Below are 26,396 nucleotides of genomic sequence, written 5' to 3'. Positions count from 1 at the left end.
ATATTATTTAGATATGATATTGATAAGTTATAATTTATTAATATGATAACTATACTATTATAAATCAAGGTTTTTCTACTATGATGAGTTTACAAGAAGAAAAGGTTATTGCGCCAGTTTTTTTTAAGGAGTATATAAATGGTACATTTAGGCTTAATATTGGTGAGTACAATTATCCTCTTATTTTATCTTCAAAAGAGGTTCTTGACTATCAGGAAAAAATAAATGATCTTGAAGATATTCAAATGAGCCATTTAGAACTTATTCTTAAGAGCTATCCAGAGATTGTAATTATAGGGACTGGCAAAAAACAAGTTTTACCACCCGTTGAGTTAATTAGTGAACTAGCTAAAAAAGGTAAAAGTATTGATTTTATGGCGAGCGATGTTGCGTGTAAAACATATAATCTTTTAGTTAATGAAAATCGTAATGTTAGTTGTATTATTATTTAATAAACCATCAGGGTAAATGCGCCTTGTTTAAACTAATTTATATAGCGATTCTAAAATTATTTGAGATTTAAAGAATAAATACTCTTTCAAAAGTTTTATATTTGGCTATAATTAAGAGTATTGTGTTTGGTAAGTGGCTTTAGTTAATGAAAGTATTTATTTGAAACTGTAAACTGTCCCTGTTATTCAATACCACTTTATAAAATATTTTTATTCCTTGCTTTTATGCAGCATCTAAAATACCAGAATATACTTCATCATGAGTCATATATCCAATACTAGAATGTAGTCTTTCATTGTTGTAAATATCAATATATTCTTTGATACCTACTTTAGCCTCTTTCATAGTTATATATGATGCAGGATAAACATTTTCATATTTCAGTGTTCTCCAAAATCTCTCAATTGCAATATTATCTATAGATCTTCCTTTAGCATCCATAGATATATTTATTTTATTATCAGATAATATTTTAATATGCTCTTTTGCTGTATATTGAGTTCCTTGATCAGAGTTAAAGATATCAGGTTTACCATATTTAAATAACGCTTCTTTTAACACACTAGTTGTTAGATGTGTATCCATAGTATTAGAAATCTTCTAAGCTAGTGTTTTCTTGCTATGCCAATCTATTATGGCTACTAAATATGCATACCCACATTCTACGTGATATCAGCACTCCATACCTTATTAGCTTTATCTATAACAACCTGATTCGTCTCATTTTTAAATACATTAAGTAAGTATGGATATTTCTTGTGTTGCTTATTAATGACAGTTGTCTTTTTTTTAGGATACAATGCCTTAATACCCATTAATTCCATAGCACTTTTGATTAGCTTCCTTCCAACTAGAAATCCTAATCTATTTAGCAACTTTACTAGCCTTCTCGTACCATAATATGGATGTTTAGTATGTATCAAATCTATTGCATTTAATAGTCTAATATCATCATTACTACTAAATTTTGATATTGGTGTATAATAGTACACACTCTTAGATACAGATAATAGTTTAAGCTGATTATTTAAAGATAATTCTAGCTTAGTATCTACAGAGTTTACTCTATCATTTGATGATACCAAGCTTTTTAGCTTTCCCATTAAAAAATCCCTCTCTACTATTACCTCGACTAGTTTTTTACTTGTTGCATCTTTATCTTTTCTAAGCTCATCTATTTCCTGCTTATACTCCTTAACAACAGAGCTTTTATCAAATGCTAAGCAAGCATTAGATAAAAATTGCTGCTTCCAATTGTGCACGTTTTTAGGAAGTAAATCATACTTACTTGCTATCTCATTAACTGTCATATCGCCTTCTAGCAATTCTATAATTACTTTAGCTTTAAAATCAGCTGTATACGTTACTCTTTTTTTACTCATTTATCTATTTCCTAATTTATCTAGTTAAGTTTAACATCTAGGAATAAAAATCTTTCTAAAATCAGTAGCTTTTTCTGGGGACATTATAATTATAAATCTATATATAAAATTAGATTCTTTTACTCTATTAAATAGTTTGTTTTTCTGTTGTTATTGTTGTTATAATCCTATTGAGTATTAAAAAAATATAAAACTACTTTAAAGGAGTATCGTTTATGAAAAATATAGTTAAATTAAGTGCAATTACTTTAGCTGTTATTGGATTAGCTAGCTGTTCAACTTTAGGTTTTGATAGCAAAGATGCAAAAAATTCTGAAGCTCAAGCAAAAACTCAAGATGCTGCTAAAACAGCCACAGAATCTGATACAACTGCACCAACAGCCACAATTAGCCTTAAGAAAAACGATCAAGATCAAATTAAAGCTACTATATATACTACATACAACAATAACCCACAAGGAAGTATCAAGCTACAATGGGAAGCTCCTAAAGGTACTAAGTGTTATAATACTAGTTTCCCAATTACTAAATATAGTGATAAGAAAGATAAGACATGGGCATCTGTTGAGATCAAGCAAGGTAAAAAATATTGCCATGGTACGTGGACTGCAAATGTTGTCTTTGATAAAAATGTAATTGCTACAGATTCAATAACTGTTTAGTCTTTCTTTAAAAATTCCTTTTCTTTATTAAAATTAAATTCATTCTCTTGTGTTTTTACTTAATACTTTGGTATAGTGTAGGTTAATATTGATTTTATTAGGTTTCAAATTTATGAAAAAGGTTATATTAGCATCCACAATGCTTGTGGTGGCAGCTACTGCGTTGACATCTTGTGCATCCACCAAAGAAAAACAAATACGACAGTTACAGCAGACTCAAGAACAGCTTAATCATAAAGCATCGCAAGATTTAGCAAATGTAGATGAGTTAAGTACTAAGATTGTGAAATATAGGCAAGAAGCAAATACTTTGCAAAAAGAATCCAATAATATGGTTAATGACATAAAAGATTTAAAAGCAGCGTACTCTCAGTTTAAGGATCCTAACAATAGTAGTGCTATTGCCGTAAATAAAGAGCTAGTGCAGAAAACTTTGGAAAAAGTACAGTTAGATGAGAAAATAAATAAATATAGAGCTCAAGCTAATGAATATCAAGCTAAGATAAACGATTTAAAAACAACATCACAAACTCAGGCAAATGAGGCTTCAAAAATATCTCAGCAGATTAGTCAACTAAAGGTTAATAATAAATAATTTAATTTTGTTCTTATATATTATTAATCTTCTTTACTTGTTTCTACCAAATGTTAAAATATAGTTTGTATTAGAAATTGATTAAATTTTTATGAAGAAAATATTTTGCTTATTGATTATATTTGTTTTTCTAGTTTTTTAATCATTGGCTGTATGAATAGGAATATAATTTGAGCAAAAGAAAGTTGTTTGATAGAGCTGGCAAAGAGGTTCAACAAAAAAAAGAAAGAAATTGTCTGTAATAATAAAGTTAATCTCAAAAAATAGGAAAGTAGGTAAAATTAATGAAGAAAATAGTACTTTGTATAATAGCTCTATGGTTAGCTGGTTGTAGTGATACTTATCATTCTTTTAGTAAATCTTATAGTTCTTTTATTAGTGGGTTATATGATTCTGATAATTCAGTAAAAGTTAATCCTGATGATCACTTAGATAACCCTGATCAAGATGGTGAAAATTTAGCTGTAGATAAACCGACAGCAACATTAAATTTGAAATATAAGCCTAAAACGCATGAAATTGATGCCAAAATTATTACAAACTGGAATGGAGCACCTCAGGGAACGATTTATTTAACATGGACAGCACCTAAAAATACTAATTGTTATAGCACTTCTTTCCCTATTACTAAGTTTAAGGATACTCAAGATCTTACAGTTGATAGTCAAAGTGTTCTTAGCGATGCTAAAGTTTGTCAGGGAGAGTGGACAGCTACGGTTGTCAATAAATCAGATAACTCTATCTTAGCTAAAGGTTCTAGCGCCATCAAATAACTAGAATTTCTAATTTTTCCAAAGAATAAAATTTATGTTTTTGCTAAACTTATTACATTAATTAATCTTTTAATTTGAAAATAATATCTATGAAGCAAATTTATAATAAAATAAAATATAGTGATTGTGTTTTTTATTTTTTAGCGATATCAATATTTTTTGTGTTTTTGATGCCATTTATGCATTACACATCATTAAATATACTGCCAATATCAGGCGAGAAAGGTAAATATTTTAATGATTTGCGTTCAGTCAATATTTATCTGTTTATAGATAGGTATTATATTTTCTATTATAGCCTTTGTATAGTTAGTGCTGCTGTTTTGCTAAATAAGCAGCTACTATCAAAAGTAATAGAGCTATTTAAAAGCTTCTCTAGGCTGACTCAATATGCAATAACTGTATTTTTTATATTTGGAATTATTTCATCTGCTTTTGCTATATCACCATCAATAGCTTTTAAAGGCGTTGCTGTAACATTTTTACAATTTTTTTGTGTTTTATTTATAGCAACTTATGTTAGGGATAATGCTAAAAGTATACAATTTTTTTTTACGATTATATTGTTATCTTTGATATTTTTTGGAGGAGCTTTATTTCTACAGTTATTTCTGGCAAATTATTCAATATATGGCTCTGTTATAGCAGGGAATATACAAACAGTTTTACTATATATGTATAACTGTTTAAATCCTCGTTTCTTAGATAATTATTTTAGTTGGTTTTTGCCTCTTCTATTTTTACCGTGGTTTGTTGATTTAAAACCTATATATAAGATGGGAGCATTTATAGCTTTAACTCTTTCTTGGTTTATACTAATTAATCATGCGTTTAGAACAATATTTGCAGAGTATATCGTTATACTACCATTGGTTTTTGTTTTTGCTCGTCAGTACTTTAAATTAACATTTACATTAGTAATATCAGCACTAATTTGTGGTTATTTACTTGATTTATTTTATACTAATCTTATTATGGCGGGAGTACATTCTGGAGTGGCTTCAACAGCAGATCTTTTGAGATATGGGACAAGTGGAAGAATACCCGTATGGGAAGAAGCTTTTTGGGTTGGAATTAGTCACCCTTTGACTGGTATAGGTCAGTGGAACTATATAGCCGTTACCAAATATGCTTATGCTGGTTATCCCCATAACCTATTACTTGAAATCTGGTCACAGTGGGGTATTACGGCATTTATAGCGGCTGCGATAGTTATTATTACAAGTATTAAAAATTTGTTTAAAAATAGAATAGAGATATGTTCAAACCCGTATTATTGCATATTTATAATGATGCTGGCAGCTGGAATGATAGATGGTATGTTAAATGCGATGTTCAAAACATCTCTTGGGTTATTTGGCTGTGTATTTGTGTTTGGTTTTTGCTTGTCTATATTTGCTAAAAAAACACAAACTATAGATAGTATAAATATGTCAAGGACTAGTTATTTAGTAATTAGTTTAGCAATAATTGCTAGCTTATTCTGCATAGTTATTTTGTCTATTATTTTTCCACCAATGTGGATATAATATCGTGCTTTTTAGAGTAATTGATTTTTACTAAATTAATTTTATAGAATGAGTTTTTTTGTAGGTAATAAATAGATATAGATATCAAAAAATATGTTATTTATTATCTTCAAAAGGTACTGCATAATCACATTCTATATTAGGACATGCTTTTTGCTCACCATCTTTTTTAGTTGTTTTGTGTAGAAGTATAGGAGAGTTACACTTAGGGCAAGGCTCTTTTATCGGTGGGTACCAGTAAGCATTTTTACATTTAGGGAATCCTGAGCAAGCATAGAAAACTTTACCTTTTCGAGATTTTTTTTCAACAATATGATTTTTATTACATTTAGGACAAATAACACCTGTATCTTTAGGTTTTTCTAGTGGTTCCATATGTTTACATTTTGGATAGTTAGAGCAGCCTATAAATTTACCATAGCGTCCTTGTTTGATATGCAAGTCTGATTCACATTCAGGACACTTTCTACCCTCAACAATAGTAGGTTCCTCTTTCTCAATTTCTTTACCATCACTATCAACACGGCGAGTATATTTGCAAGTTGGATAGTTAGTACAGCCAATAAACCTACCATTTTTACCTAAACGAGAAGACAGTTTGCTACCACATTCAGGACAGTCTTCATCAAGCTCTTCAGTAACTACGTCTTTACGTGAAACATCTTCGGAGATTTTGTTGATTCTTTCAATGAATGGGTTCCAAAAGTTATTTAGAACATTTAAATAATCATTTTTATGATGTGCAATTTCATCAAGTTCTTTCTCTAAGCCTGCAGTGTATGAATATTCAACATATTTTTTGAAGTATTCTGTTAAAAACTTGTTTACAATGCGGCCTTTATCAGTTGGTATAAAACGACGTTTTTCGACTTCGACATATTCTCTTTGCTGTAAGGTAGAGATAATTGTTGCATAAGTTGAAGGTCGACCAATACCATATTTTTCTAAGGCTTTTACAAGAGATGCTTCTGTATAGCGAGGAGGAGGCTCTGTTGAGTGAGCTTTAACAAGAATGTCATTAAGTTTTATTTTTTCACCTTTTTCAAACTTAGGTAAAGTTACCTCATCATCAGAATCTTTATCATCTTCATCTTTTTCTACATTGTAGATTTTTAGGAATCCAGCATCAACGATAACAGTTCCTGTCACTCTAAACTTATGTTTATTGTTTTCTGTAATTAAATCAATTGAAGTACTATTTAAAGTTGCATGTTTCATTTGGCAAGCAATAGTTCTATTATAAATTAAGCTATATAGTCTAAATTCATCAGCAGTTAAGCGTTGTTTTATTGATTCAGGAGTTCTATTTGCAGCAGTTACACGAATAGCTTCGTGAGCTTCTTGAGCATTTTGAGATTTTTTACCAAAAACTCTAGGGCTAGTTGGTAACATGTCTTTATCATATTTTAACTCGATAAAATTTCTAATATCGTTAAGAGCATCATTTGAAAGATTTGTTGAGTCAGTTCTCATATATGAAATAAGACCAACTGACTCACCATTTCCTAAGTCTATACCTTCATATAGTTTTTGAGCAGTAGACATAGTTCTTTTTGCAGTGAAACCAAGCTTTTTAGAAGCTTCTTGTTGTAGGGTTGACGTTATAAATGGTGGGTAAGGATTTCTTCTTGTTTTCTTTTCAGTAATTCCATCAACAATTAAAAAGCCGTTAGCATCTTTTAAGATAGTAGTTTTTGCACTCTCTGCATCTTTGTCTTTTGTGAAAGTGAACTGTTCAACTTTTGTATTATCAAACTCAATTAAACTAGCCAGAATTTTTTTCTTCTTAAATGTATCGGCGGTTAGACTCCAATAATCTTTTTTGACAAAAATCTCACGTTCTATTTCACGTTCAACAATCATTCTTAGTGCTGGACTTTGAACTCTTCCTGCAGATAAACCACTTGTGATTTTACGCCATAATAATGGAGATAGGTTAAAGCCTACTAAGAAGTCTAAAGCTTGACGTGCTTTTTGAGCATTTACTAAGTCCATAGAAAGCTCTTTAGGATTTTCTATGGCGTTAGTAACAGCTGATTTTGTAATTTCGTTAAAACTTACCCTATAAACGCTCTTATCTTTAAGTAGACGTGCATTTTTTAAAACTTCTTTGACATGCCATGATATCGCCTCACCTTCTCTATCTGGATCTGTAGCCAGATAAATACTATTTGCATTTTTAGCAGCTTTTTTGATTGCATCTAAATGTTTTTTACTTCTATCATTAGTTGTAAACTTAATTTTAAAATTATCATTTACGTCTATCGAGGTATCTTTTGATGGTATTTCACGTACATGTCCAAAAGATGCTAGGATCTCAAAGTCACTTCCTAAATATTTTTTTATAGTCTTTGTTTTTGCTGGAGACTCTACAATTACTAAGTTTTTTGCCATTTTTAACCTTTAGAATAAATTTTTTATAAAAGAGTACTTAGGGAAACACCCGTCAGTAATTTAATAAAATATAAGAAAATCTTCCGCTTATCAATAGCTAATGTATAAAAGTTGGTTTTATAGCAGACAAATATAGATTATAATTCCTTAAGTATTTTATTTAAATAAAATAAAGCTATATATTTTAAGGTTAAAAAAAATGAATCAAAAAAATGCAAAAGTAATTTCTTTGCTTCAACAAAAAGGTGGTTCTGGCAAAACTACAACAGCTATAAATATTGCTTGTGGGTTGAAAGAGTTAGGTTATAAAGTTGCTATGGTAGATATGGACAAAGATAAGCCAGATGCATATATGTGGATGACAAAAAATGATGATTCTAAAAAATTTATTTATAGCCTAGATGAGAAAAGTGTTCGTGAGAAGGTTGCTGAATTAAAGTTAGGCTTGGACTATATTGTTATTGATACGCCTCCAAACTTTCAAACAGCAGCTTTAAAATCAGCCTTATTATCTGATTTGGTTGTTATTCCATGTTCACCTAGTGGTATGGATCTATCAGGACTTATTGAGGCTAAAGATTTAGCTTTGACAGCAGATAAACCATATAAGTTTTTTGCAAATAGAGTCCAGATGCAATCTAATATGTCAAAAAGTTTGATGGATTTTTTTGAAGAAGATGGTAATTTTTTTGAAGCTTATGTTTCTCAAAGTGTTAAGTTTATAGAGTCCGAAGCTGAGGGCGTGTATATTGGTGATTATGCGAAACAAAGCAAAGTTCATGTACAAGTTAAGAAGCTTGCTGGAGAAATAACCGAATTCTTTGGAGAAAATGATGTCTAAGAAAGTATCTTTAATGAATCGTAAAGTTAATCAAAAAGTTCATGATACTGTAGGGCAAGAAAAAAAAGATATACTTAGAGCAATGCAGCTACAAGAACTCAATGAGCAGACTAGTAAAGTAGGCCAGCTTCTTGAGCTATCATTAAGTATTGTCCAACCAGATAAAGATCAGCCACGTAAAACTTTTAAAAATATTGACTCCTTAGCTAAAAGTATCAAAGAAAATGGTGTGATACAGCCAATTATAGTTACAACCAAAAAAGATGATGGTTTACATTATATAATTGCAGGTGAGAGAAGGTATTTAGCAAGTCAAAAATCAGGGCTTACAACTATTCCCTGTGTAGTTAGACAAGAAGAGACTGATGCTAGTATTGTACTTCTGCAACTTTTAGAGAATGATCAACGTGAAAGTGTTTCACCTTTTGAAGAAGCTGATGCCTTAAAAGATTTGATAGATAATAAAAAAATGAAGAAATCTGATATTGCTAAAGTTTTAGGTAGAGATAATAGTTGGATTTCAATGCGTCTTAAAATTTCTAATTCAGATGAAAATATTCGTGAATTATCTAGAAAAGGAATTATTGAAGATGTAAGAACTCTTTATGAACTAAAGAAATTTGCTGAGGAAATTCCTCAAGGAGCACAGGAGTTTGTCAAAAAAGCTTTGGAACATAAGATATCAGGTTCTTATCGTACAGCGATCACAAGGTATAGAGGTAATTGGAAACGTAAAGCAGAAATTTTAGATGATGCGAAAGCTGATGTGATAAATATTAAAGACATTACTAAAGATAAAAATTTGCTAAAGATAAAAGGTTCTCGCTTAGGGAGCAAATCCCATACATATACTTTTGAAATTACAGAAGAATTTAAAAAAATATTATTTGAAGCGTTAATAAAATAGTTATAAAGCAAACAATAAAATATGAGAATCGCAATTTTACAAACAGATCATATACCTGAGCATAGAAGGATAGTTTCAGGAGGAAATTATCCTGATATGTTCGCAAATTTATTTTTTAAACTATCGATAGTTGTTGATTTAGATATTTTTGACGTAACTGAGCAAAAATATCCAGATAACTATGATGTTTATGATGGTTTCATAATAACAGGTAGTAAGGCTACAGCGTTTGACAATCTAGCATGGATAGCTAAGTTAAAATCTGAGATAGTTAAACTGTATAATAAAAATAAAAAAATAGTTGGAATCTGTTTTGGACATCAAATATTAGCTCAAGCCTTAGGTGGCAGAGTTGAGAGAGGACCTAAAGGTTTTGCAGTAGGAGTGAGAAATGTTAAGGTTTTAACCAAGAGACCCTGGATGAAGCCATTTCATAATTACTTAAGTTTGTTGTTTTATCATCAAGATATGGTTGTAGAATTACCCAAAGGTGCTGAGCTTATAAGCACTAGTGATTATTGTAAAGTACAGATGTTCTGTATAAATAATCATATTTTAGGAATCCAAGCACACCCAGAGATGTTAAAAGTTCATAATCATGCTTTAATAAAGGAATATCAAGATGATATTAAAAATGAATTTCAACATGCTTTAGAGAGTTTAAGAATAAGAGATAATAGTTTGATAATGGCTTATTGGATGGTCAATTTTTTTGAATATAAGGATTAGTAAAGGATATGAATATAAATAGACTTGTAGTTTTTGGTGATAGTCTTTTAGATAATGGTAATATTATTAAAACTCTTGATATACCAGGGAAGCCCTATTTTGAAGGAAGATTTTCTAATGGTCTTGTTTCTACTGAATATTTAGCTGAATTAATCACTAAAGAGCAAAAATCGGATCAAGTAAAGCATAAAAGTTACGCAATAGGTGGGGCATTAACGCATGGACCAAATCCATCTTCTTTACTTAAACATCATTCATTTGCTGTATCTGAGCAGTTAGCAAGATTTGAGAATAAAGAAGGAAGGTTTGCTAATGATGATATGGTTATTATAAATGGTGGGGCTAATAACTTTATGTTTACTGTTTATAACGAAATACCGTATATAAACTTAACAGCAAAACTTAGAGTCGCTAGAGACTTAAAAAAAATACTTAGAAAAGCTATTAAAATGGGAGCAAAAAATATAATAGTTTGGAATACTCCAGATGTGACAAGAGCTCCTGGATATAAGGAATATTTATCTAATTGGGTAGGTAAATTTTTTAAATCTTATTTACAACTAAATATAAATTTGCAAAATGGTTTATTAAGAAATAGAGTAGCGGATTTACAAATGTTTTTTCCAGAAGTAAATCTTAAGCTTTTTGATTTTTTTACATTATTAAATGATTGTATAGATAATCCAATAAAGCATGGTTTTGAAAATGTTACAGATGCTTGTATAGATAGTTATGGTGGAGCAGATTCATTAGGTAATATTCAGTATGATATAGAGATTTTAGGTGATCCTGAAAAATATTTATGCTGGGATTATTGTCATCCAACAGCAAAAGCAAATAGAGTTGTTGCGAATAGGATGTTTGAGTTGTGGAAACATAATATTTAGTTATAGTGTGGCATTAGATATGCATTCCTTTTATGGTTTTGGTTAACTATGTTAAGTGATATTTATTATTGATTTCGATTCAGATAGATACGAACAAGGTCTAGAATCAGAAATTAACGATTAGAGTGAGCACTATATCATAATTATTCTAGAGCCCAATTAGCATAAGCAATGAAAAGTTTTGTACAATCAACTATTGAGACGGAAGTTTTGATGACTCCTTGATGTATAGTAATTTTGATTTTACGATTTTATAATACCCCATGAAATTTTAACAACAATTTTGAGAATTTAGTTCCTAAAGTAGCTAAACTATAAATGAGCAATTTAGGATAAATGTAAATGAGTAATAAGAGAAAAATATATACCGTTGAATTTAAGACTAAAGTTGTCTTGGAAGTATTGGGGAAAGATCAAACAATCACACAGTTATCAGTAAAATATAATATTACGCCCAAAAACATAAATAATTGAAAAACAGCCTTTTTAGAAAATGCTGAGTTGGCAATGGATCCATCCAAATCAGTATCACAATATAAAAAAGACAATGCAAAGCTTCAAACCAAGATAGATCAGTATTCTAAGAAGGTTGGACAACTAACAATTGAGAAGGAATTTCTTGAGGGAAAACTCGTAAGCTTGGGATTATCTGATAGAAAAGCGATGATTGATCCTAAGCATAAATTATCTGTTGTAAAACAAAGTTTCTTATTAGAAGTTTCTAGAGCTGGTTTATATTACAAGCCTGTGGTTAACGAACATAAAGAAGAAGTAAAAGCAAAGCTTATACAGATACATGAGGAGATTCCCTGCTACGGCTATATAAAAGCTCATAAGCAATTAATAGAAGATGGGTTTAGCATCTGTGAGAACACAGTACAAAAATATCGTAAAGAGTTAGGCATCAAAGCTATATTGGCGGTGAAAAAACCAAACTTAAACTTATCTGAACCTAACAAAGAGCATGCTATTTATAGTTACAAACTAAAAGGTTTAAGCATATTGAGACCTAATCAAGTTTGGTCTACAGATATTACATATATTAAGACTGATGCTGGCACAGTTTATATGGCAGCTATTATTGATTGGTACTCTAAGGCTGTACTAAGTTGGGAGATATCCAACACTATGGATAGTAGTTTAGTTATGAAAGTTTTAAATGAAGCTCTGTATAAATATGGAGTACCAGAAATATTTAACACTAATCAAGGTAGCCAGTACACATCTAACATTCATATCCAAACATTATTGGATAAAAAAATTACTATATCTATGGATGGTAAAGGTAGAGCAACTGATAACATTTGCATCGAAAGATTTTGGAGAAGTGCCAAATGTGAGAGATTTTATTTAAATCAATATCCTGGCATTGTTGAACTAAGAAACGATGTGGATGATTATATAGATTTTTATAATAATAGAAGATTTCATGAGTCTATCAATTATAAAAAACCTATGGAATTTTATTACGATAACTTATTGGAAAAACGGGCGGCTTAGATGGGAACTAAATAATTGAAAATATTGTTTAATTTATTGGGGTAGTATAGGACATGATCTACAGTTACAGCTAAAACATATTTTCTTAGTATGATGACAGCCTTTAGTATGGCATACAAATTGCTTATATCCTCTAACCTGTAAGCCACAGCTCATAATATTAGTCATGTTTTCTAGCTCAACATCTCTAATATCTGTTTTATGAGCTTCGAAGTATTTCAGCCATGATTTACCAATTTGTAATACTTCTTTGATTTTTGATGGAGTTCGAATTGTAATGTATAAAAGTCTATTAGATAATAAATAATTATATTTAAAATATTTTAAACATTGAAGCATAAACATTCTCATAATAAGATGATACAGAAAGTATTACGAGATATAGCTAAAAACCATAAATTATTCCCTCAAGTAGTTATCCAAGAATTTGCTGAAGGTTAGTTAAACTTTGTTGATGAGTTTTGGATTAAAATATATGAAATATATGGTGATAAATATAATGATGTATATCGTCGTCCTGATTGTAAGAAATTTGAATTAGATCACTTCGAAGATAAAGGAAAAATATCTAAATATTTACAGTTAATTGATAATTGTGACCACTAGCACAAACTAAACCACAGCTGCCAACGCAGTTGGCTTACGTTCTTATAGGCTTACAAAGCACAGGTTTGGTAGATAGTAAGCGTAACATTATTTTAGTTGGTGGTACTGGCACTGGTAAGACTCATACAGCTATAGCCATTGCTAGAGAAATAGTCAAATTAGGTAGGAAAGCAAGATTTCACAATATCGTTGATTTGGTTAACCAATTAGAGCAGCAGAAGTTAAACAATAACTCGGGAAAGCTTGCGGAAAAGTTAAAATCAATGGATGTGATTGTTTTAGATGAATTGGGCTATTTACCTTTCTCAAAGTCTGAAGGAGCTTTATTATTCCACCTTCTGAGTAAGTTACATGAAAATGTATCTTTGATTATAACTTCAAATTTATCTTTTGGAGAATGGACACAGATTTTTAGTGATAAGAAGATGACTTCAGCTATGCTAGATCGTTTAACTTTTAACTGTGAAATTATTGAAACTGGCAATGATAGTTTTAGACTTAAAAATAGGAAATAAAACAGATGATTTTGACTGACTAAAAATCAGTCATTTTAGGTCCTCTAGGGGGTCAAAAATTCGGTGCCTATAGGGGTCAATTTTCAATGCCTATTGACAAAAAAGCTATTATTTTCTTAAATGCTTCTTATAGCTAGGGTTTTATGATATTTTTCATTTTTTATGATAGATTGTTTATCTTAGGAGATATTCTTTAAAATGCTTGATGGGAACATTACCTTTTGAAACCACTTGCTACTATATAAAATTCTCTCGATTTAGGTCTTGATGATTTAGGTTTAAACTGAGTTACTTTACTAAAATATTCTTTAACTAATTTTAAGTATTCATCACTACCTTGTCCTTGGAAAACTTTTGCTACAAATGTTCCATTCATTTTAAGATTTGTATTTGCAAAGTCTAGAGCGAGTTCTAAAAGGTATACTGATTTTGCTTGGTCTGAGGTTTTATTACCACTTAGGTTGGGCGCCATATCTGATACTATACAATCAATCTTTTGTACATTGACAAGTTCATTTAATTTCTCATAAGTCTTATCACTTGAGAAATCACCTTGGATAAAATCAACACCAGCAATAGGAGACATCTCTAGTAAATCTAAAGCAATGAGCTTTCCAGCATTCCCAATATATTTTATTATTTGCTCGGACCAGCCTCCTGGAGCAGCACCAAGATCAACCACAAACATATTTGATTTAAAGATTTTATATTTATCTTGTATTTCAAGGATTTTAAAACTTGCTCTGCTACGATAACCTAATTTATTTGCTTGTTTAACGTAAAAGTCAGAAGTATGGTCTTGCATCCAGCGCTTTGTATTTGAGGCTTTTGACATTTGTTGATATGAATTGCAATTTTTTGTTTTAAATATTTTATTATAAATAACTTCAGTCTTAAATTAAAAGTTTTTATAATTAATTTGGATTGATAAGAGTATTAAAAAATAGACTTTGCCGTTATAATTGTTGATATTAGATATCTTGCTTTTAAAGAGAATGATCAAGAAAGTTTTGGCAATGTGCTTAGTTTCGTTGGTTGTAAGCTCGTGTGCCACTGTTGGGGATGGTATAGAAGATAATATTGTGCATTATAAAAAGCTGACTAGATATAGTGAAGTTAAACCCGTTGAGTATTCAAAGCATACAAATGATGTTGAAGGTGTTGATTTCCTGGTTGCAAATTACCCAGATCAAATTATCGATCTTAACGGAAGCAATGATTTTGATAAAAGATACGATAAGCTTATTAGCTATTTAAAAGATAATGGTTATACTATTATGTTTAACGAGAAGCTTCCGCTGACAGCGACAGTGATTGCAGAAGTTAATAAGCCTATGCCAGACCTTAAATATATAGGTGTGTTAATGCAGCAAAATTCTCGCTTGCAGCAAACTGTTTATAACATCTCTTACAGTGGAAACAAGTTCAAAGCTCGCCAATTTTATCACAATTATAAAAAGACTTTATGATTTTCTCTTACTAAATAAAGATGCTAATATTAGGAGAATAACTCCACATGTAATAGCAGAATCAGCTATATTAAATGATGGCCAGTGATAATTTCCAATATGAAAGTCTAAAAAATCAATAACATATCCTCTAAAAGCACGATCATAAAAGTTACCCAATGCACCACCTAAAATAAGTGAAAAAGCGAATAAGTTAAGCTTTTCATCAGGAGATTGTTTGATAATTAAATAAATCAGAACTATCGCTGCTATTAACGAGATTATTGAAAACATAACCATTTGCCATGATGTTTGGTCATTACTTAGAAGGCTAAATGCTGCACCATGATTATATAAAAGGGTAAAGTTAAAAAAACTAGTTATCTTAACTGGCTGAGCAAACTCTAAAGAAGTATTAGCCAGATGTTTAGTGTATAAATCAGCAACTATAATAATAATTGCTAAAATAAAGTACTTTACTTTAGGCCTAAGCAAATTCACGAGATTCTCCAGTTTCTGTCGTAATATTTTCAACACAGCGGCTGCAAATATCTTGATATTCATTATTTTGACCAATTGTGGGGCTGCGGTGCCAGCATCTTTCACATTTAGGTTCCTCTATTTTATCAATATCAATAAATAAACCTGGGATGTGAGCCTCAGTTGAGATTTTAGATTTTTCTTCTAAAGGCCTTAAGTCTGCTTTAGAAGATATTAATAGAAATCTAAGCTCATTTTGTAATTTACTAAGAAGAGTATATTTTTCTTCATCTGCATATAGAGTTATTTGTGCTTCTAGAGATGCTTTGATAATATCTTCATTTCTTTTGATTTCTAATACTCTATTAACTTCTGAGCGAATCTCCTGAATTTTTGTCCAGAAGTCTAGGTTTAGCTCATCATTTGGTTTAAATGATTTAAGTTCTGTATACCATTCACATAGTTGTATAGGTAAATCAGTTGTTTTTGGCACTGCTTGCCATATTTCATCAGCTGTGTATGATAGTATTGGAGACATCCATCTAACTAATGCATGAACAATATGATAGATTGCTGTTTGTGCAGATTTACGCGGATGGCCATCAGCTTTTGCAGTGTACTGTCTATCTTTGATAATATCTAAATAGAAACTTCCCATTTCAACTGAACAGAAGTGATGTATTAGTTGAGCTACTGTGTGAGTTTGATACTTTTCATAAGCAGATATGATTTTATCTTGGAAGTCTTTGGCTTTAGCAATAGCCCATTGGTCTAATTTTACTAGTTTATCAAATTCGATAATATCTGTCTCAGGGTTAAAGCCATTTAGATTAGATAGTAAAAATCTTGCTGTATTACGCAGTCTGCGATAAGTATCAGCTGTTCTTTTTAAAATCTGATCAGAAACTGCCATTTCACTCTTATAGTCAGTTGAGGCAGTCCAAAGACGTAGAATATCAGCACCGAGTGTATTATAAATATCTTGAGGAGAGGTTACATTTCCTAAAGATTTTGACATCTTACGGCCATGCTCATCGACAACAAACCCATGAGTGAATACTTCTTTATATGGCTGACTACCTTTAGCAGATATACCAACTAATAGTGATGTTTGGAACCAGCCTCGGTGCTGATCAGAACCTTCTAAATATAAGTCAGCAGGATAGCTAAGGCGTTTGTCGATATCTAAGATGCACATACTAGATGAGCCAGAATCAAACCAAACATCTAAAGTATCTTTGACAGATTTATATTCATTTATTTCTGATATAAACTCACTATCATCAGCATTAAACCATGCTTCAATGCCACATTTTTCTATTTTTTCTGCTACTTTATGTAATATTTCAATAGTATTTGGGTGTAGCTCTTCGGTTTCTTTGTGAATAAACAGAGGTAAAGGTACTCCCCAAGTTCTTTGGCGAGATATACACCAGTCAGGTCTATCTCTAACCATTCCTTCGATACGAGCTTGTCCCCAACTAGGTGCCCAGCTAGTTTCTTTAATTGCCTTTAGTGCTTTATCACGTAAACCTTCCTTTTCCATATTAACAAACCACTGTGGTGTAGCTCTAAACATAAGATGAGTTTTATGACGCCAGCAATGAGGGTAGCTGTGTTTGATTTTATCAAAGTTCATTAAGCGCTTTTTCTCACCTAAGAGCTCCACAATTCTATCATTAGCTTTGAAAATAAACTCACCAGCAAAGAGTCTAGTATTGTCACTATAGCAACCATTACCTTTAACAAAAGTTTCCATAGATAGGTTATGCTCTTTACCTAAAGTAAAATCCTCCACACCATGCGTGGGAGCTGTATGAACCATCCCAGTACCAGAGTCATCAGTTACGTGATCACCATGTAAAATTGGTACATGACGACTATAAAAAGGATGTTCAGTTATAATCCCTACTAAATTTTCACCAGTAGAAGAGGCTACTATTTTAGCACCTTCTATAGCATATCTTTTAAGGGTTTGCTCTGCTAAATTCTCTGCAAGAATTATATAAAAATCATCTATTTTAATTAAGCTGTAATTTAGATCATTACGTACAGCTATAGCTTGGTTAGCTGGTAATGTCCATGGAGTAGTAGTCCAAATAATAGCAAAAGCTTCATGATTTAGAGAATCTAATCCAAATGCTTCAGCTAATTTAGCTTGATCTTTGATTTTAAACTTCACATCAATAGCAGGAGAAATTTTATCTGCGTATTCAACTTCAGCCTCAGCTAAGGCTGATCCGCAGTCAGTACACCAGTGCACAGGCTTAAATCCTTTGCTTAGATGGCCATTTCCCACTATTTTAGCCAGAGTTCTAATCATATTAGCTTCATAGTCGAAGTTCATTGTTAGGTATGGTTTCTCCCATTCTCCTAAAACACCAAGTCTTTTAAAGTCTTTTTTCTGAACTTCAACTTGTTTTTTTGCATATTTACGACATTCTTTGCGAAATGCATCTTCAGAAATTTTTTGACCAGCTTTACCGTATTTTTTTTCAACTTGTAGTTCAATTGGTAGTCCATGACAATCCCACGTTGGAATAAAGGGAGCATCATAACCACTTAATGTTTTAGATCTTACAATTATATCTTTTAGAATTTTATTTACAGCATGGCCAACATGGATATTACCATTTGCATAAGGAGGTCCATCGTGAAGGACAAATTTATCACGTCCAGCAAAATGCTCTCTAATTTTTTTGTAAATACCTTGTTTTTCCCATTTGTTAAGAATCATCGGTTCTTTGTTTGCTAAGTTACCCTTCATTGAGAAAGATGTTTTTGGAAGGTTTAACGTGTCTTTATAGTCACTCATCTGAATTCCTTAGGTATTTAAAAATAAGTTAATATTGAGAATTAAAAAAATTACATAAACATAAATTATAATGTACAAAGATAGTTATGTTAAGAGTCTACAATGTACTTATTAAATTTTTTGCTACTTTAATGTCGTTTGAGATTTGAGATTTTAGTTCTTCAAAAGATTTAAATTTTTTTTCCTCTCTGATGAAGTCTATAATTTCTATAGTAATGTACTGGCCATAAATATCTTTGTTAAAATTGAAAATATGAGTTTCTAGAAGGTTGTTCTTGCCATCTACAGTTGGCCTAGTTCCAGCATTAGAGACTCCATAAAAGCTCTCACCATTATTAAAAAACACTTTTGTTAAATATACGCCTTTAAGAGCTGAATTTTTTGGTAATTTTTGATTTGCTGTATGAAAGCCAATTTTTCTACCATTTTTTTGTCCATGTATAACTCTGGAGTTGATTTTTAAAGATCTTCCCAAAAGCTTACTGGCTTGACCTAAATTATGTTCGATAATAGCTTGGCGTATTTGACTACTACTAATACGATGATTATCTAGATTTAAACTAGAAACCTTATCTACTTTAAAATCATTTTTTGTTGAAAATGTTTTTAAAAGGTTATAGTCACCTTTACGTTTTTTTCCAAATTTAAAATCATCACCAACAATAATATGCTTTGTATTTAATTTTTTTATTAAATATTCCTTGATGAAATCTTCTGCTTCAATATTAGCAAAATTAGAGTTAAATTTTTGACATATAATATTTTGTAAGCCGAGATTATGTAGATTTATGATCTTGTTTCGAAAATCATAAATTCTAGTAGGGGCATTCTCTTTGAGAAAAAACTCTTTTGGTAATGGTTCAAAAAATAAAATATAAGGCTGTAGTTGATTTTTTTCAGCAATGGATATTAATTTTTGTATGATTGCTTGATGTCCTAAATGTACACCATCAAAAGATCCTATGGCTACAGCAGAAGGTTTAGGGTTCTTGATTTTTTTAAAGCTTGTGATAATTTTCATTATAAAAAGATAGTTTTAAGCCATTTCTGTTATAGGGAGTATAATAACCTAATAGTATTCATTTTTTGTTGAAAAAATGCAACTACTGTTAGATACTAACTAGTTAGAAGTTTGTCATTATATTTGTATAGGATATTTTTAAGTGGTTTTGTCATGGAAAGACGTGTAAAGAGAATAAGAAAGTTACGAAATAAAAGTGGTAAGGTTTTTGCGATTGAAACAAATCTTACAAGTAGGCAACTACTTAATAATAGGGTTTTGAACAAGGATGTTGCTTTTAGCCAGGAGGAAAGGCTAGCGTTTGATATTCTTGGATATCTTCCAGAAAAAGTAGAAAATCTAGAGGAACAGGCTGTAAGGGTTAGAAGGCAGCTTGATCTTAAGCCGAGCTCATTGGAAAAATATGTTTTTTTAAATAGGCTCAATGATCTAAATACAACTCTTTTTTATCACTTTGTACGTGAGAATATAGAAGAAATAATGCCCATTATATATACTCCAACAGTAGGTGAGGCAGTACAAAAATATAGTAGTTCATTTAGGAAACAAAGTGGTCTTTTTATATCAATCAATCATAAGAGATATATTTCGAGAATCTTAGAAAGATATGAATATAATAGTATTGATTTAGTTCTTGTAACAGACGGTGAAGCAGTTCTTGGTATTGGTGATCAAGGTATTGGTGGTATGAATATTAGTATAGGTAAGATTATGGTTTATGTTGCTGCTAGCGGCATAGATCCTGCAAGAGTTTTACCTGTGCAGCTTGATATGGGAACAAATAATGATGATTTACTTGCAGCTCCTGGCTATCTAGGTGTGCGTTTACCAAGGGTTTCTGGTGAAACATATGATGAGTTTATAGAAGAGTTTATTACTCAAGTTAAAGCAAGATTCCCTAATGTGTTTTTGCACTGGGAAGACTTAGGAAGAGATAATGCTACCCGTATATTGGATAAATATAAAGAAAGGTTGTGTACATTTAATGATGATATTGAAGGTACAGGTATTGTAGCTGCGGCTAACTGTATAGCCGCAGTTAAAACAGCGATGACAATCAGAGTTAATTCAGGTGATCTAACAGAAGAGGAAGCTATTGGTGGTATTTGTGACCTTAAAATAGTTATCTATGGTGCTGGTAGTGCTGGCTGCGGTATTGCAAGACAGCTTGCTGATGTGATAGCTGATAGGGCAGGAATTACAATTGAAAAAGCTAGAAAAAGTATTCATCTTGTTGATAGGTATGGTTTAGTTTGTGATAAGCTAAGAGCAAAAAGAATTACTCCTGAGCAGAAACTTTTCGTTAAGATAAGTGATGAAATAGATAGTTGGAATGTTGAGGATTTTAATTATATAACTCTAGAAGAAACTGTTAAAAACTCAAAACCAGATATTCTAATTGGTACATCTGGCCAGCCAGGATCATTTACAGAAGAAATTGTCAAAACAATGGCTGAATATAGTAATTATCCTATTATAATGCCGTTATCAAACCCAACGTCTCTTTGTGAGGCATTACCTGAAGATATTATCAAGTGGACAGAAGGAAGAGCTTTAATAGCTGCAGGAAGTCCTTTTGCCGATGTTGAGTATAATGGTAGAGAATATAGAATATCTCAAGGTAACAATGCATTTATATTCCCAGGATTAGGTCTTGGCTCTGTTGCTGTTCATGCTAAGGTTCTAACTGATGGGATGATTAGAGCAGCTTGCTATAGATTGAGTGAATTATCTCCAATGGTAATTAATGAAGATATAACACGACCATTATTAGCACATATTTCAGATCTGGTTGGAGTAAGTAAAGAAATTACAAAAGCTGTAGCAAAACAAGCGATATTAGAAGATGTTCATGGTGTTGATATTGATTTAGAAGATCTAACCTCAGAAGAGCTTGATGATGAGATTAATAGACTGATCAACTTATCTTCATGGACTCCAACATATGCACCTTATATGCCAATTTAGTTGACAGATTAACTAAGAATTTTAAATCTATATACTTAAATTTCACATTATTTATCTACTGTAAAATCTCTTGAAAAAATATTTTATCTCATGCTAGAATCATAACTTAATGTTAAATTTAATATGCTACAAACATAAAATTAATATTTAAGGCAATTAGCCTTAACTTTATTTAAATTATTGTGGATATTAATGTTAGCGTTAATATTTAGATTTGATACGTTGTGAGGAAAAGTATAATTGTGATACGAAAGTTAAGAAAAAGCTGTATTTTAATTGGTAGTATATTAGTTGGCTATAGTTCTGGATACTCAGAGAGCTCCCCTGACGTTGTCTCTCAAGGAGGTCCGTTAGGTGCGACAAGTATTGGAGATCAAAATCTCAATAACACTTCAACCACAAATACTACAAAAAAAACTAGTTCAAAAGCATCACAATCATCAAGCTCAAAACAAGGTACTCAAAATTTCAATGAAAAAGAGCTCTTGCTGAAATTACAAGAGCAAGTTCAACAGTTACAAGGACAGTTACAACAAATAAAAGCACAAAAAAATGAAGTTAAAAATATGTCTGGCGATGATTCAGAGTTTTCCACATATGGTAGAAAAGTGTATGACAATAAGCCTAATTCACCTGAAACAATAACTAGTGGAGATCTTAGTCAGACTTTAGTCGGTGGTCAAAGTGCTTCAGATATTATGGAAAATGTTAATGCCAGTAACTCAATAATTGACTTAGGCAACAAGTCATTAGGCGGAGTATTTAACCAAAATGGTGGTATTGACGTTGGTGGAGCTCCAGCAATTACTACTCAAGGTCAGGTTACTTTCTTAGGTTCATATTCTGGTAACAACAGTATCCCTATTGGACAGATTTCATCAAATCTTTTTGCTTCAACATTATTAGGTCAAAGAGAAAAGTTTGATGATTATTCAGTTTTCTTTGGTGGTTTCATTGAGGCAGATGCACAAGCTTGGTTTGGTAGTAGTAATGCATCTACTAATATAGCTGGCAATGGACAAAATATTTATCTAACAAATGCAAAATTATTTTTCTTGTCAAACCTTGGTCATTATGTAACAGCGCAGTTTGACTTTGATACAGATGAGTCAGGAACCTTTAGCTTAGGTAATGCTTTTGTGATTTTTGGTAACTTGGATACCTCACCTTTCTTTGTAACAGCGGGTAGAAGTAAGCTATCTGTTGGTACATATGGTGGTGGTGGTCCATGGACCTCTGGTATTACAGACTTTTTAGCTCCAGGAACAGTTACAAATGTTTCGGTCAATTATAAGAGTGAAGTATGGAACGCCAACGTTTCTGTATTTGGTGCAGATGATCAGACAGCAGACGTCTCAGCCGGCTTATTCTATGTGGATAGTTGGACAGAAAATCTAATTGGTGCTTTTAACGTAGGTTATGTTTATAATATGGCCGGCGCAGATAATAGTTCATTAGGAGATTATTTAACCAATACTAAGCTTTCCTCAGCAACGCCAATAGGCGCATTTAATATTGATGCCAACTTGACTTATGGGATCTTTAATGGATTTTTGAATTTAGGAGCAGGTTGGTCAACAACTACAAATTCATCAAACTTTAATGGCGATGGCAATGATGTTCTTGCAGGAGCATGGTATGGTGCAGCCAACTATTCACTAGTTTTAGGAGGTAGAAATACCAGTTTCGGTGTTTCTTATGGTCAATCATATAATGCTGCAAATATACCAATGAGTCTATCGGCCTCTCCTATTAATGGAAATAGTACTACTTCAGGTATAAAAGAACAGTTCATTGTTAGTGGAAACAGAGCGTACTTTGATAATAACGTTTTATTTGGTCCAGAATATTCATATCAAAAATTATATAATGGTCAATATATGAATACGTTTACTCTTGATATGTCAGTATATGTTTAATTTTATTTGTTTTTATCAAGAACATATCTTGTAGCAGTATTAGACTTATAAGGTATATCATTATTGTTAATAATACATGTGTTTTCTATAGGTTTTTAAAATTTAATTTTTCAGTGGTTAACTTAAATTTCCTACTCTTCTAGTATTGCTATACTTTGTTATTAGTATTTTTTAATAAAAATTTCATAGTATTGATTATGTTACATAATATTTGATTAAATTTTCTAGCTTTATAAAATGATCTAAATAGAGTAATATTAGCGTTAAATATATAAAATTATAAAAGAAATGGGACGTATATGTCTTTTTTAGTTGCTATAGTAGGTAGGGCTAATGTTGGTAAATCAACATTATTTAATGTACTTACTAATTCTAGAGATGCTTTAGTTTTTGATTTTGAAGGTGTAACACGTGATCGTCAATATGGTCAAGCAAAATATGATGGACTTGATTATTTGGTAGTTGATACTGGTGGTATATCAGATCAGGATGCAGGCTTTGATGAGTTTATGGCTAAACAGTCTGAGATGGCTATAGATGAGGCCAATTTAGTATTTTTTATAGTAGATGGTAGATCTGGACTAACAGCTAGTGATCAGTATGTAGCTAACTTATTACGTCAAAGGGATAAAAAAGTCATAGTTGTAGTTAATAAGGTTGATGGTGTGGATGAAGAAGCTGCGATGTCAGAGTTTTATAGTTTTGGATTTGACAAAGTCTTTGCTATATCGGCGGCACATCGTAGAAATACTCAAAAATTAGTAGATAAGTTTCTAAAAAAACCTTTAAATGATTATTATCAAGACTATACACAAACGGGTGTGCATAAGGAGCAATTGCGTCACGGTATTCATTACTCATTGATTGGTAGGCCTAATGTAGGCAAATCAACTCTTACAAATAGGATGCTTGGTGAAGATAGAGTTGTGGTGTTTGATATGCCTGGAACAACTATTGATAGCGTGAGTGTTCCGTTTGAGCGACATGGCCGAAAATATACTATAGTTGATACTGCTGGTGTACGTAAAAGAGGTAGGATAAAACAAACATTAGAGAAATTCTCAGTAGTTAAGACTTTACAAGCTATACAAGATTCAAACGTTGTAGTAGCTATAGTTGATGCTAGACAAGGTATATCAGATCAAGATCTAAGTTTGATACATTTTGCAATTAAGAATGGTCGAGCGCTTGTTTTGGCTGTCAATAAATGGGATGGCATGACAGAGCAGGACCGTAATAAAGTTAAAGAAGATATAAAAAGAAGATTATATTTCCTACAAGATTATGTAGATATTCACTTTATATCAGCTCTCCATGGAACAAATGTAGGTCACGTTTTTGAGTCTATAGAAACAGCTTATGAGTGCGCTAATAAGAAAATAACTACAGCAGATGTTACAAAGTTATTACAACTTGCTATAGATGCCCATTCACCACCAGTGGTAGGTAAGTTTAGAATCAAACTAAAATATGCTCATGTAGGTGGTCATAATCCTCCAGTAATCGTTATACATGGTAATCAATTAAGTAAGCTACCACATTCTTATAAGAGATATTTAGAAAATTTCTTTAGAGAGGCTTTAGAGTTTAGAGGAACTCCTATAGTATTTGAGTTTAAGCAGTCAGAGAATCCATTTGCGACTAGAAAAAATAAGAGATCAAAAGATGAAAGCAGTAAGAGTAAAAAAGTTAAATAACATTGCTGATGAAATAACAATAAATATTAGTGGTGCAAAAAATGCTTTACTACATTTAATATTTGCTAGCTTAATTCCTGATACAAAAACTACATTTAGTAATGTTCCAACAACTTTGTTGGATTATAAGGGTGCAAAAGAAATACTTGAAAGTGTTGGTGCAGATGTTTCTGAAAATGGTGAAGATGTAACAATTGATACAACTAAAATATCAATGCAAACATTAGAACTATGTGGTGAAATGACTTCAAAAACTCGTTGTTCTTTGATGCTTTTAGGCTCTATGTTAAAGAAAAAGGGGTGTGTAAAAATTGGATTTCCTGGAGGGTGTAGTTTTAGCGAAAAAAGACCTTTTGATATTCATTTAGAAGGGCTAGAAGCATTAGGTGCTAAGGTTACATTAGCAGAAGAACATATAGAAGTTGTCTATAAAGAAGAAAAGGATGCTAAATTTAAGATGCCTTTTCCATCTGTTGGAGCAACTATGAATTTAGTTATGTATGCAGTTATTGGCAATTCTGAGGTTATTCTTGAAAATGTTGCTTTAGAACCTGAAGTTGTCACATTAATTGATTATTTAAATAAATGTGGAGCTAATATTAAGTTTGATATTGAGAGTCGAAAAATTAGAATACTAGGTGTTGCAAGGTTGTTGGGTTGTGATTTTGAGATAATCTTTGATCGTATTCAGGCCATGACTTATGCAGCTATGGCATATTTATATAAGACAAATGTAACTATTACAAATATAAACACAAAAAATACATATAATATTACAAAACCTTTAGAGAAACTAACTAATTCAACAGCTAAATGGGAATATGATCAAAAAGATAAGACATTAAAATTCTTTGGTAAAAAAAGTAATATTAAAGGAGTTGATATTATAGCAGCTCCTTTTCCTCATTTTCCAACAGATTTACAGCCTATATATGCCGTAATGTTATTTATGGCAAATAGCTGTAGCACTATTCAAGATACTGTTTATCCTGAGCGAATTAATTATGTGTACCAAATCCGTAAAATGGGATTTGATATTTCCATAGATAATAATTTAATTGAGATAAAACCAGTTAAAAGTCTTAGGAATATTCGTCCAGCAGTTATGAGTGTAAAAGATCTACGTGCTGGGATGGCTTGTTTGATGGCAGGGTCATTACTTGATGAGTTTTCTACTATAAATAATGTCCATCAGATATTTAGAGGGTATAATGATCTTATAGAGAATATGTCTCATTTTATGAAAATAGAGATATTAGATAATAATATTTAGGT

General features: G+C 31.4%; 25 protein-coding genes. 17 read left to right on the top strand and 8 right to left on the bottom strand.

Features of this window, described 5'->3' with window-relative positions; genetic code table 11:
- Window positions 1–80: 80 nt before the first annotated feature.
- Complete coding sequence (locus CDV26_RS09660; RefSeq protein WP_088773103.1) at window positions 81–452, top strand: Mth938-like domain-containing protein; 372 nt, start codon at window positions 81–83, stop codon at window positions 450–452.
- A 223-nt stretch (window positions 453–675) separates the two neighbouring features.
- On the opposite strand, the gene CDV26_RS09655 is transcribed toward CDV26_RS09660, so the two are convergent.
- Both CDV26_RS09655 and CDV26_RS09650 read right to left on the bottom strand, forming a co-directional pair.
- The gene (locus CDV26_RS09655; protein ID WP_088773102.1) at window positions 676–1,038 is read right to left on the bottom strand and encodes an integrase core domain-containing protein; all 363 of its coding nucleotides are present in this window, start codon (window positions 1,036–1,038) and stop codon (window positions 676–678) included.
- A 77-nt stretch (window positions 1,039–1,115) separates the two neighbouring features.
- A complete protein-coding gene (locus tag CDV26_RS09650; RefSeq protein WP_088773101.1) occupies window positions 1,116–1,835 on the bottom strand; it encodes an IS3 family transposase in 720 nt (239 codons plus the stop codon).
- A gap of 215 nt (window positions 1,836–2,050) precedes the next feature.
- On the opposite strand from CDV26_RS09650, the gene CDV26_RS09645 reads away from it, so the two are divergent.
- The 4 genes from CDV26_RS09645 (at window position 2,051) to CDV26_RS09630 (ending at window position 5,394) form a co-directional block, all read left to right on the top strand.
- Window positions 2,051–2,497 carry a TUL4 family lipoprotein gene (locus CDV26_RS09645; protein ID WP_088773100.1) on the top strand — a complete coding sequence of 149 codons (447 nt, stop codon included), beginning with the start codon at window positions 2,051–2,053 and terminating at the stop codon, window positions 2,495–2,497.
- A gap of 139 nt (window positions 2,498–2,636) precedes the next feature.
- Window positions 2,637–3,092: a hypothetical protein gene (locus CDV26_RS09640; RefSeq protein ID WP_211276398.1), complete on the top strand. Its 456-nt coding sequence runs from the start codon at window positions 2,637–2,639 to the stop codon at window positions 3,090–3,092.
- 284 nt (window positions 3,093–3,376) lie between these two features.
- Window positions 3,377–3,865, top strand: coding sequence for a TUL4 family lipoprotein (locus CDV26_RS09635; protein WP_088773098.1), 489 nt, complete (start codon window positions 3,377–3,379; stop codon window positions 3,863–3,865).
- Between the two features lie 80 nt (window positions 3,866–3,945).
- Window positions 3,946–5,394: an O-antigen ligase family protein gene (locus CDV26_RS09630; RefSeq protein WP_420809904.1), complete on the top strand. Its 1,449-nt coding sequence runs from the start codon at window positions 3,946–3,948 to the stop codon at window positions 5,392–5,394.
- Window positions 5,395–5,490: 96 nt separating this feature from the next.
- Here CDV26_RS09630 and topA read toward each other — a convergent pair whose 3' ends face one another.
- Window positions 5,491–7,788: a type I DNA topoisomerase gene (topA, locus tag CDV26_RS09625; protein ID WP_088773096.1), complete on the bottom strand. Its 2,298-nt coding sequence runs from the start codon at window positions 7,786–7,788 to the stop codon at window positions 5,491–5,493.
- A gap of 199 nt (window positions 7,789–7,987) precedes the next feature.
- On the opposite strand from topA, the gene CDV26_RS09620 reads away from it, so the two are divergent.
- The 6 genes from CDV26_RS09620 to CDV26_RS09600 all read left to right on the top strand — a co-directional run bounded on the left by CDV26_RS09620 (window position 7,988) and on the right by CDV26_RS09600 (window position 12,652).
- The gene (locus CDV26_RS09620) at window positions 7,988–8,629 is read left to right on the top strand and encodes a ParA family protein (RefSeq protein WP_088773095.1); all 642 of its coding nucleotides are present in this window, start codon (window positions 7,988–7,990) and stop codon (window positions 8,627–8,629) included.
- A complete protein-coding gene (locus CDV26_RS09615; protein WP_088773094.1) occupies window positions 8,622–9,536 on the top strand; it encodes a ParB/RepB/Spo0J family partition protein in 915 nt (304 codons plus the stop codon). Before CDV26_RS09620 ends, CDV26_RS09615 begins: the two co-directional genes overlap by 8 nt.
- Window positions 9,537–9,557: 21 nt before the next feature.
- Complete coding sequence (locus tag CDV26_RS09610) at window positions 9,558–10,265, top strand: glutamine amidotransferase-related protein (protein ID WP_088773093.1); 708 nt, start codon at window positions 9,558–9,560, stop codon at window positions 10,263–10,265.
- An 8-nt stretch (window positions 10,266–10,273) separates the two neighbouring features.
- Window positions 10,274–11,152, top strand: a complete 879-nt coding sequence (locus tag CDV26_RS09605) for an SGNH/GDSL hydrolase family protein (RefSeq protein WP_088773092.1) — start codon at window positions 10,274–10,276, stop codon at window positions 11,150–11,152.
- 342 nt (window positions 11,153–11,494) lie between these two features.
- A complete protein-coding gene (locus tag CDV26_RS13670; RefSeq protein WP_169709695.1) occupies window positions 11,495–11,626 on the top strand; it encodes a transposase in 132 nt (43 codons plus the stop codon).
- Between the two features lie 33 nt (window positions 11,627–11,659).
- Window positions 11,660–12,652 (top strand): IS3 family transposase, encoded by a 993-nt coding sequence (locus CDV26_RS09600; protein ID WP_088773091.1) that lies wholly within the window; start codon window positions 11,660–11,662, stop codon window positions 12,650–12,652.
- 33 nt (window positions 12,653–12,685) lie between these two features.
- Here the strand turns inward: CDV26_RS09600 and CDV26_RS09595 are convergent, their stop codons facing one another.
- Window positions 12,686–12,991 (bottom strand): transposase zinc-binding domain-containing protein, encoded by a 306-nt coding sequence (locus tag CDV26_RS09595; protein WP_157671549.1) that lies wholly within the window; start codon window positions 12,989–12,991, stop codon window positions 12,686–12,688.
- Between the two features lie 296 nt (window positions 12,992–13,287).
- Between CDV26_RS09595 and CDV26_RS09590 the strand changes: the two genes are divergently transcribed.
- Window positions 13,288–13,773 (top strand): ATP-binding protein, encoded by a 486-nt coding sequence (locus CDV26_RS09590; protein WP_157671579.1) that lies wholly within the window; start codon window positions 13,288–13,290, stop codon window positions 13,771–13,773.
- Window positions 13,774–13,987: 214 nt separating this feature from the next.
- Here the strand turns inward: CDV26_RS09590 and CDV26_RS09585 are convergent, their stop codons facing one another.
- Entirely contained in the window at window positions 13,988–14,608 is a 621-nt protein-coding gene (locus CDV26_RS09585; RefSeq protein ID WP_088773089.1) for an RlmE family RNA methyltransferase, read from the bottom strand.
- 160 nt (window positions 14,609–14,768) lie between these two features.
- Between CDV26_RS09585 and CDV26_RS09580 the strand changes: the two genes are divergently transcribed.
- Complete coding sequence (locus CDV26_RS09580) at window positions 14,769–15,242, top strand: hypothetical protein (RefSeq protein ID WP_088773088.1); 474 nt, start codon at window positions 14,769–14,771, stop codon at window positions 15,240–15,242.
- On the opposite strand, the gene lspA is transcribed toward CDV26_RS09580, so the two are convergent.
- The 3 genes from lspA to ribF all read right to left on the bottom strand — a co-directional run bounded on the left by lspA (window position 15,237) and on the right by ribF (window position 19,537).
- A complete protein-coding gene (lspA, locus tag CDV26_RS09575) occupies window positions 15,237–15,722 on the bottom strand; it encodes a signal peptidase II (protein ID WP_088773087.1) in 486 nt (161 codons plus the stop codon). The genes CDV26_RS09580 and lspA overlap by 6 nt on opposite strands.
- On the bottom strand, window positions 15,709–18,516 hold the full coding sequence (gene ileS, locus CDV26_RS09570) for an isoleucine--tRNA ligase (protein WP_088773086.1): 2,808 nt from the start codon (window positions 18,514–18,516) through the stop codon (window positions 15,709–15,711). Before ileS ends, lspA begins: the two co-directional genes overlap by 14 nt.
- A 97-nt stretch (window positions 18,517–18,613) precedes the next feature.
- A complete protein-coding gene (gene ribF, locus CDV26_RS09565) occupies window positions 18,614–19,537 on the bottom strand; it encodes a bifunctional riboflavin kinase/FAD synthetase (RefSeq protein ID WP_088773085.1) in 924 nt (307 codons plus the stop codon).
- Between the two features lie 153 nt (window positions 19,538–19,690).
- Here ribF and CDV26_RS09560 point away from each other — a divergent pair, with 153 nt between their 5' ends.
- From CDV26_RS09560 to CDV26_RS09545, 4 genes are all read left to right on the top strand, one after another.
- Entirely contained in the window at window positions 19,691–21,505 is a 1,815-nt protein-coding gene (locus CDV26_RS09560; protein WP_088773084.1) for an NAD-dependent malic enzyme, read from the top strand.
- Between the two features lie 242 nt (window positions 21,506–21,747).
- On the top strand, window positions 21,748–23,424 hold the full coding sequence (locus tag CDV26_RS09555; protein WP_088773083.1) for a DUF3573 domain-containing protein: 1,677 nt from the start codon (window positions 21,748–21,750) through the stop codon (window positions 23,422–23,424).
- Between the two features lie 299 nt (window positions 23,425–23,723).
- Window positions 23,724–25,121, top strand: a complete 1,398-nt coding sequence (gene der / locus CDV26_RS09550; RefSeq protein ID WP_088773082.1) for a ribosome biogenesis GTPase Der — start codon at window positions 23,724–23,726, stop codon at window positions 25,119–25,121.
- Window positions 25,090–26,394, top strand: a complete 1,305-nt coding sequence (locus CDV26_RS09545) for a UDP-N-acetylglucosamine 1-carboxyvinyltransferase (RefSeq protein ID WP_169709731.1) — start codon at window positions 25,090–25,092, stop codon at window positions 26,392–26,394. The genes der and CDV26_RS09545 overlap by 32 nt, the downstream gene beginning before the upstream one ends.
- Window positions 26,395–26,396: the final 2 nt, after the last annotated feature.

This window comes from Francisella halioticida (assembly GCF_002211785.1).
Classification (GTDB): Bacteria; Pseudomonadota; Gammaproteobacteria; order Francisellales; family Francisellaceae; genus Francisella; species Francisella halioticida.
This window is presented reverse-complemented; position numbering and strand designations above follow the sequence as displayed.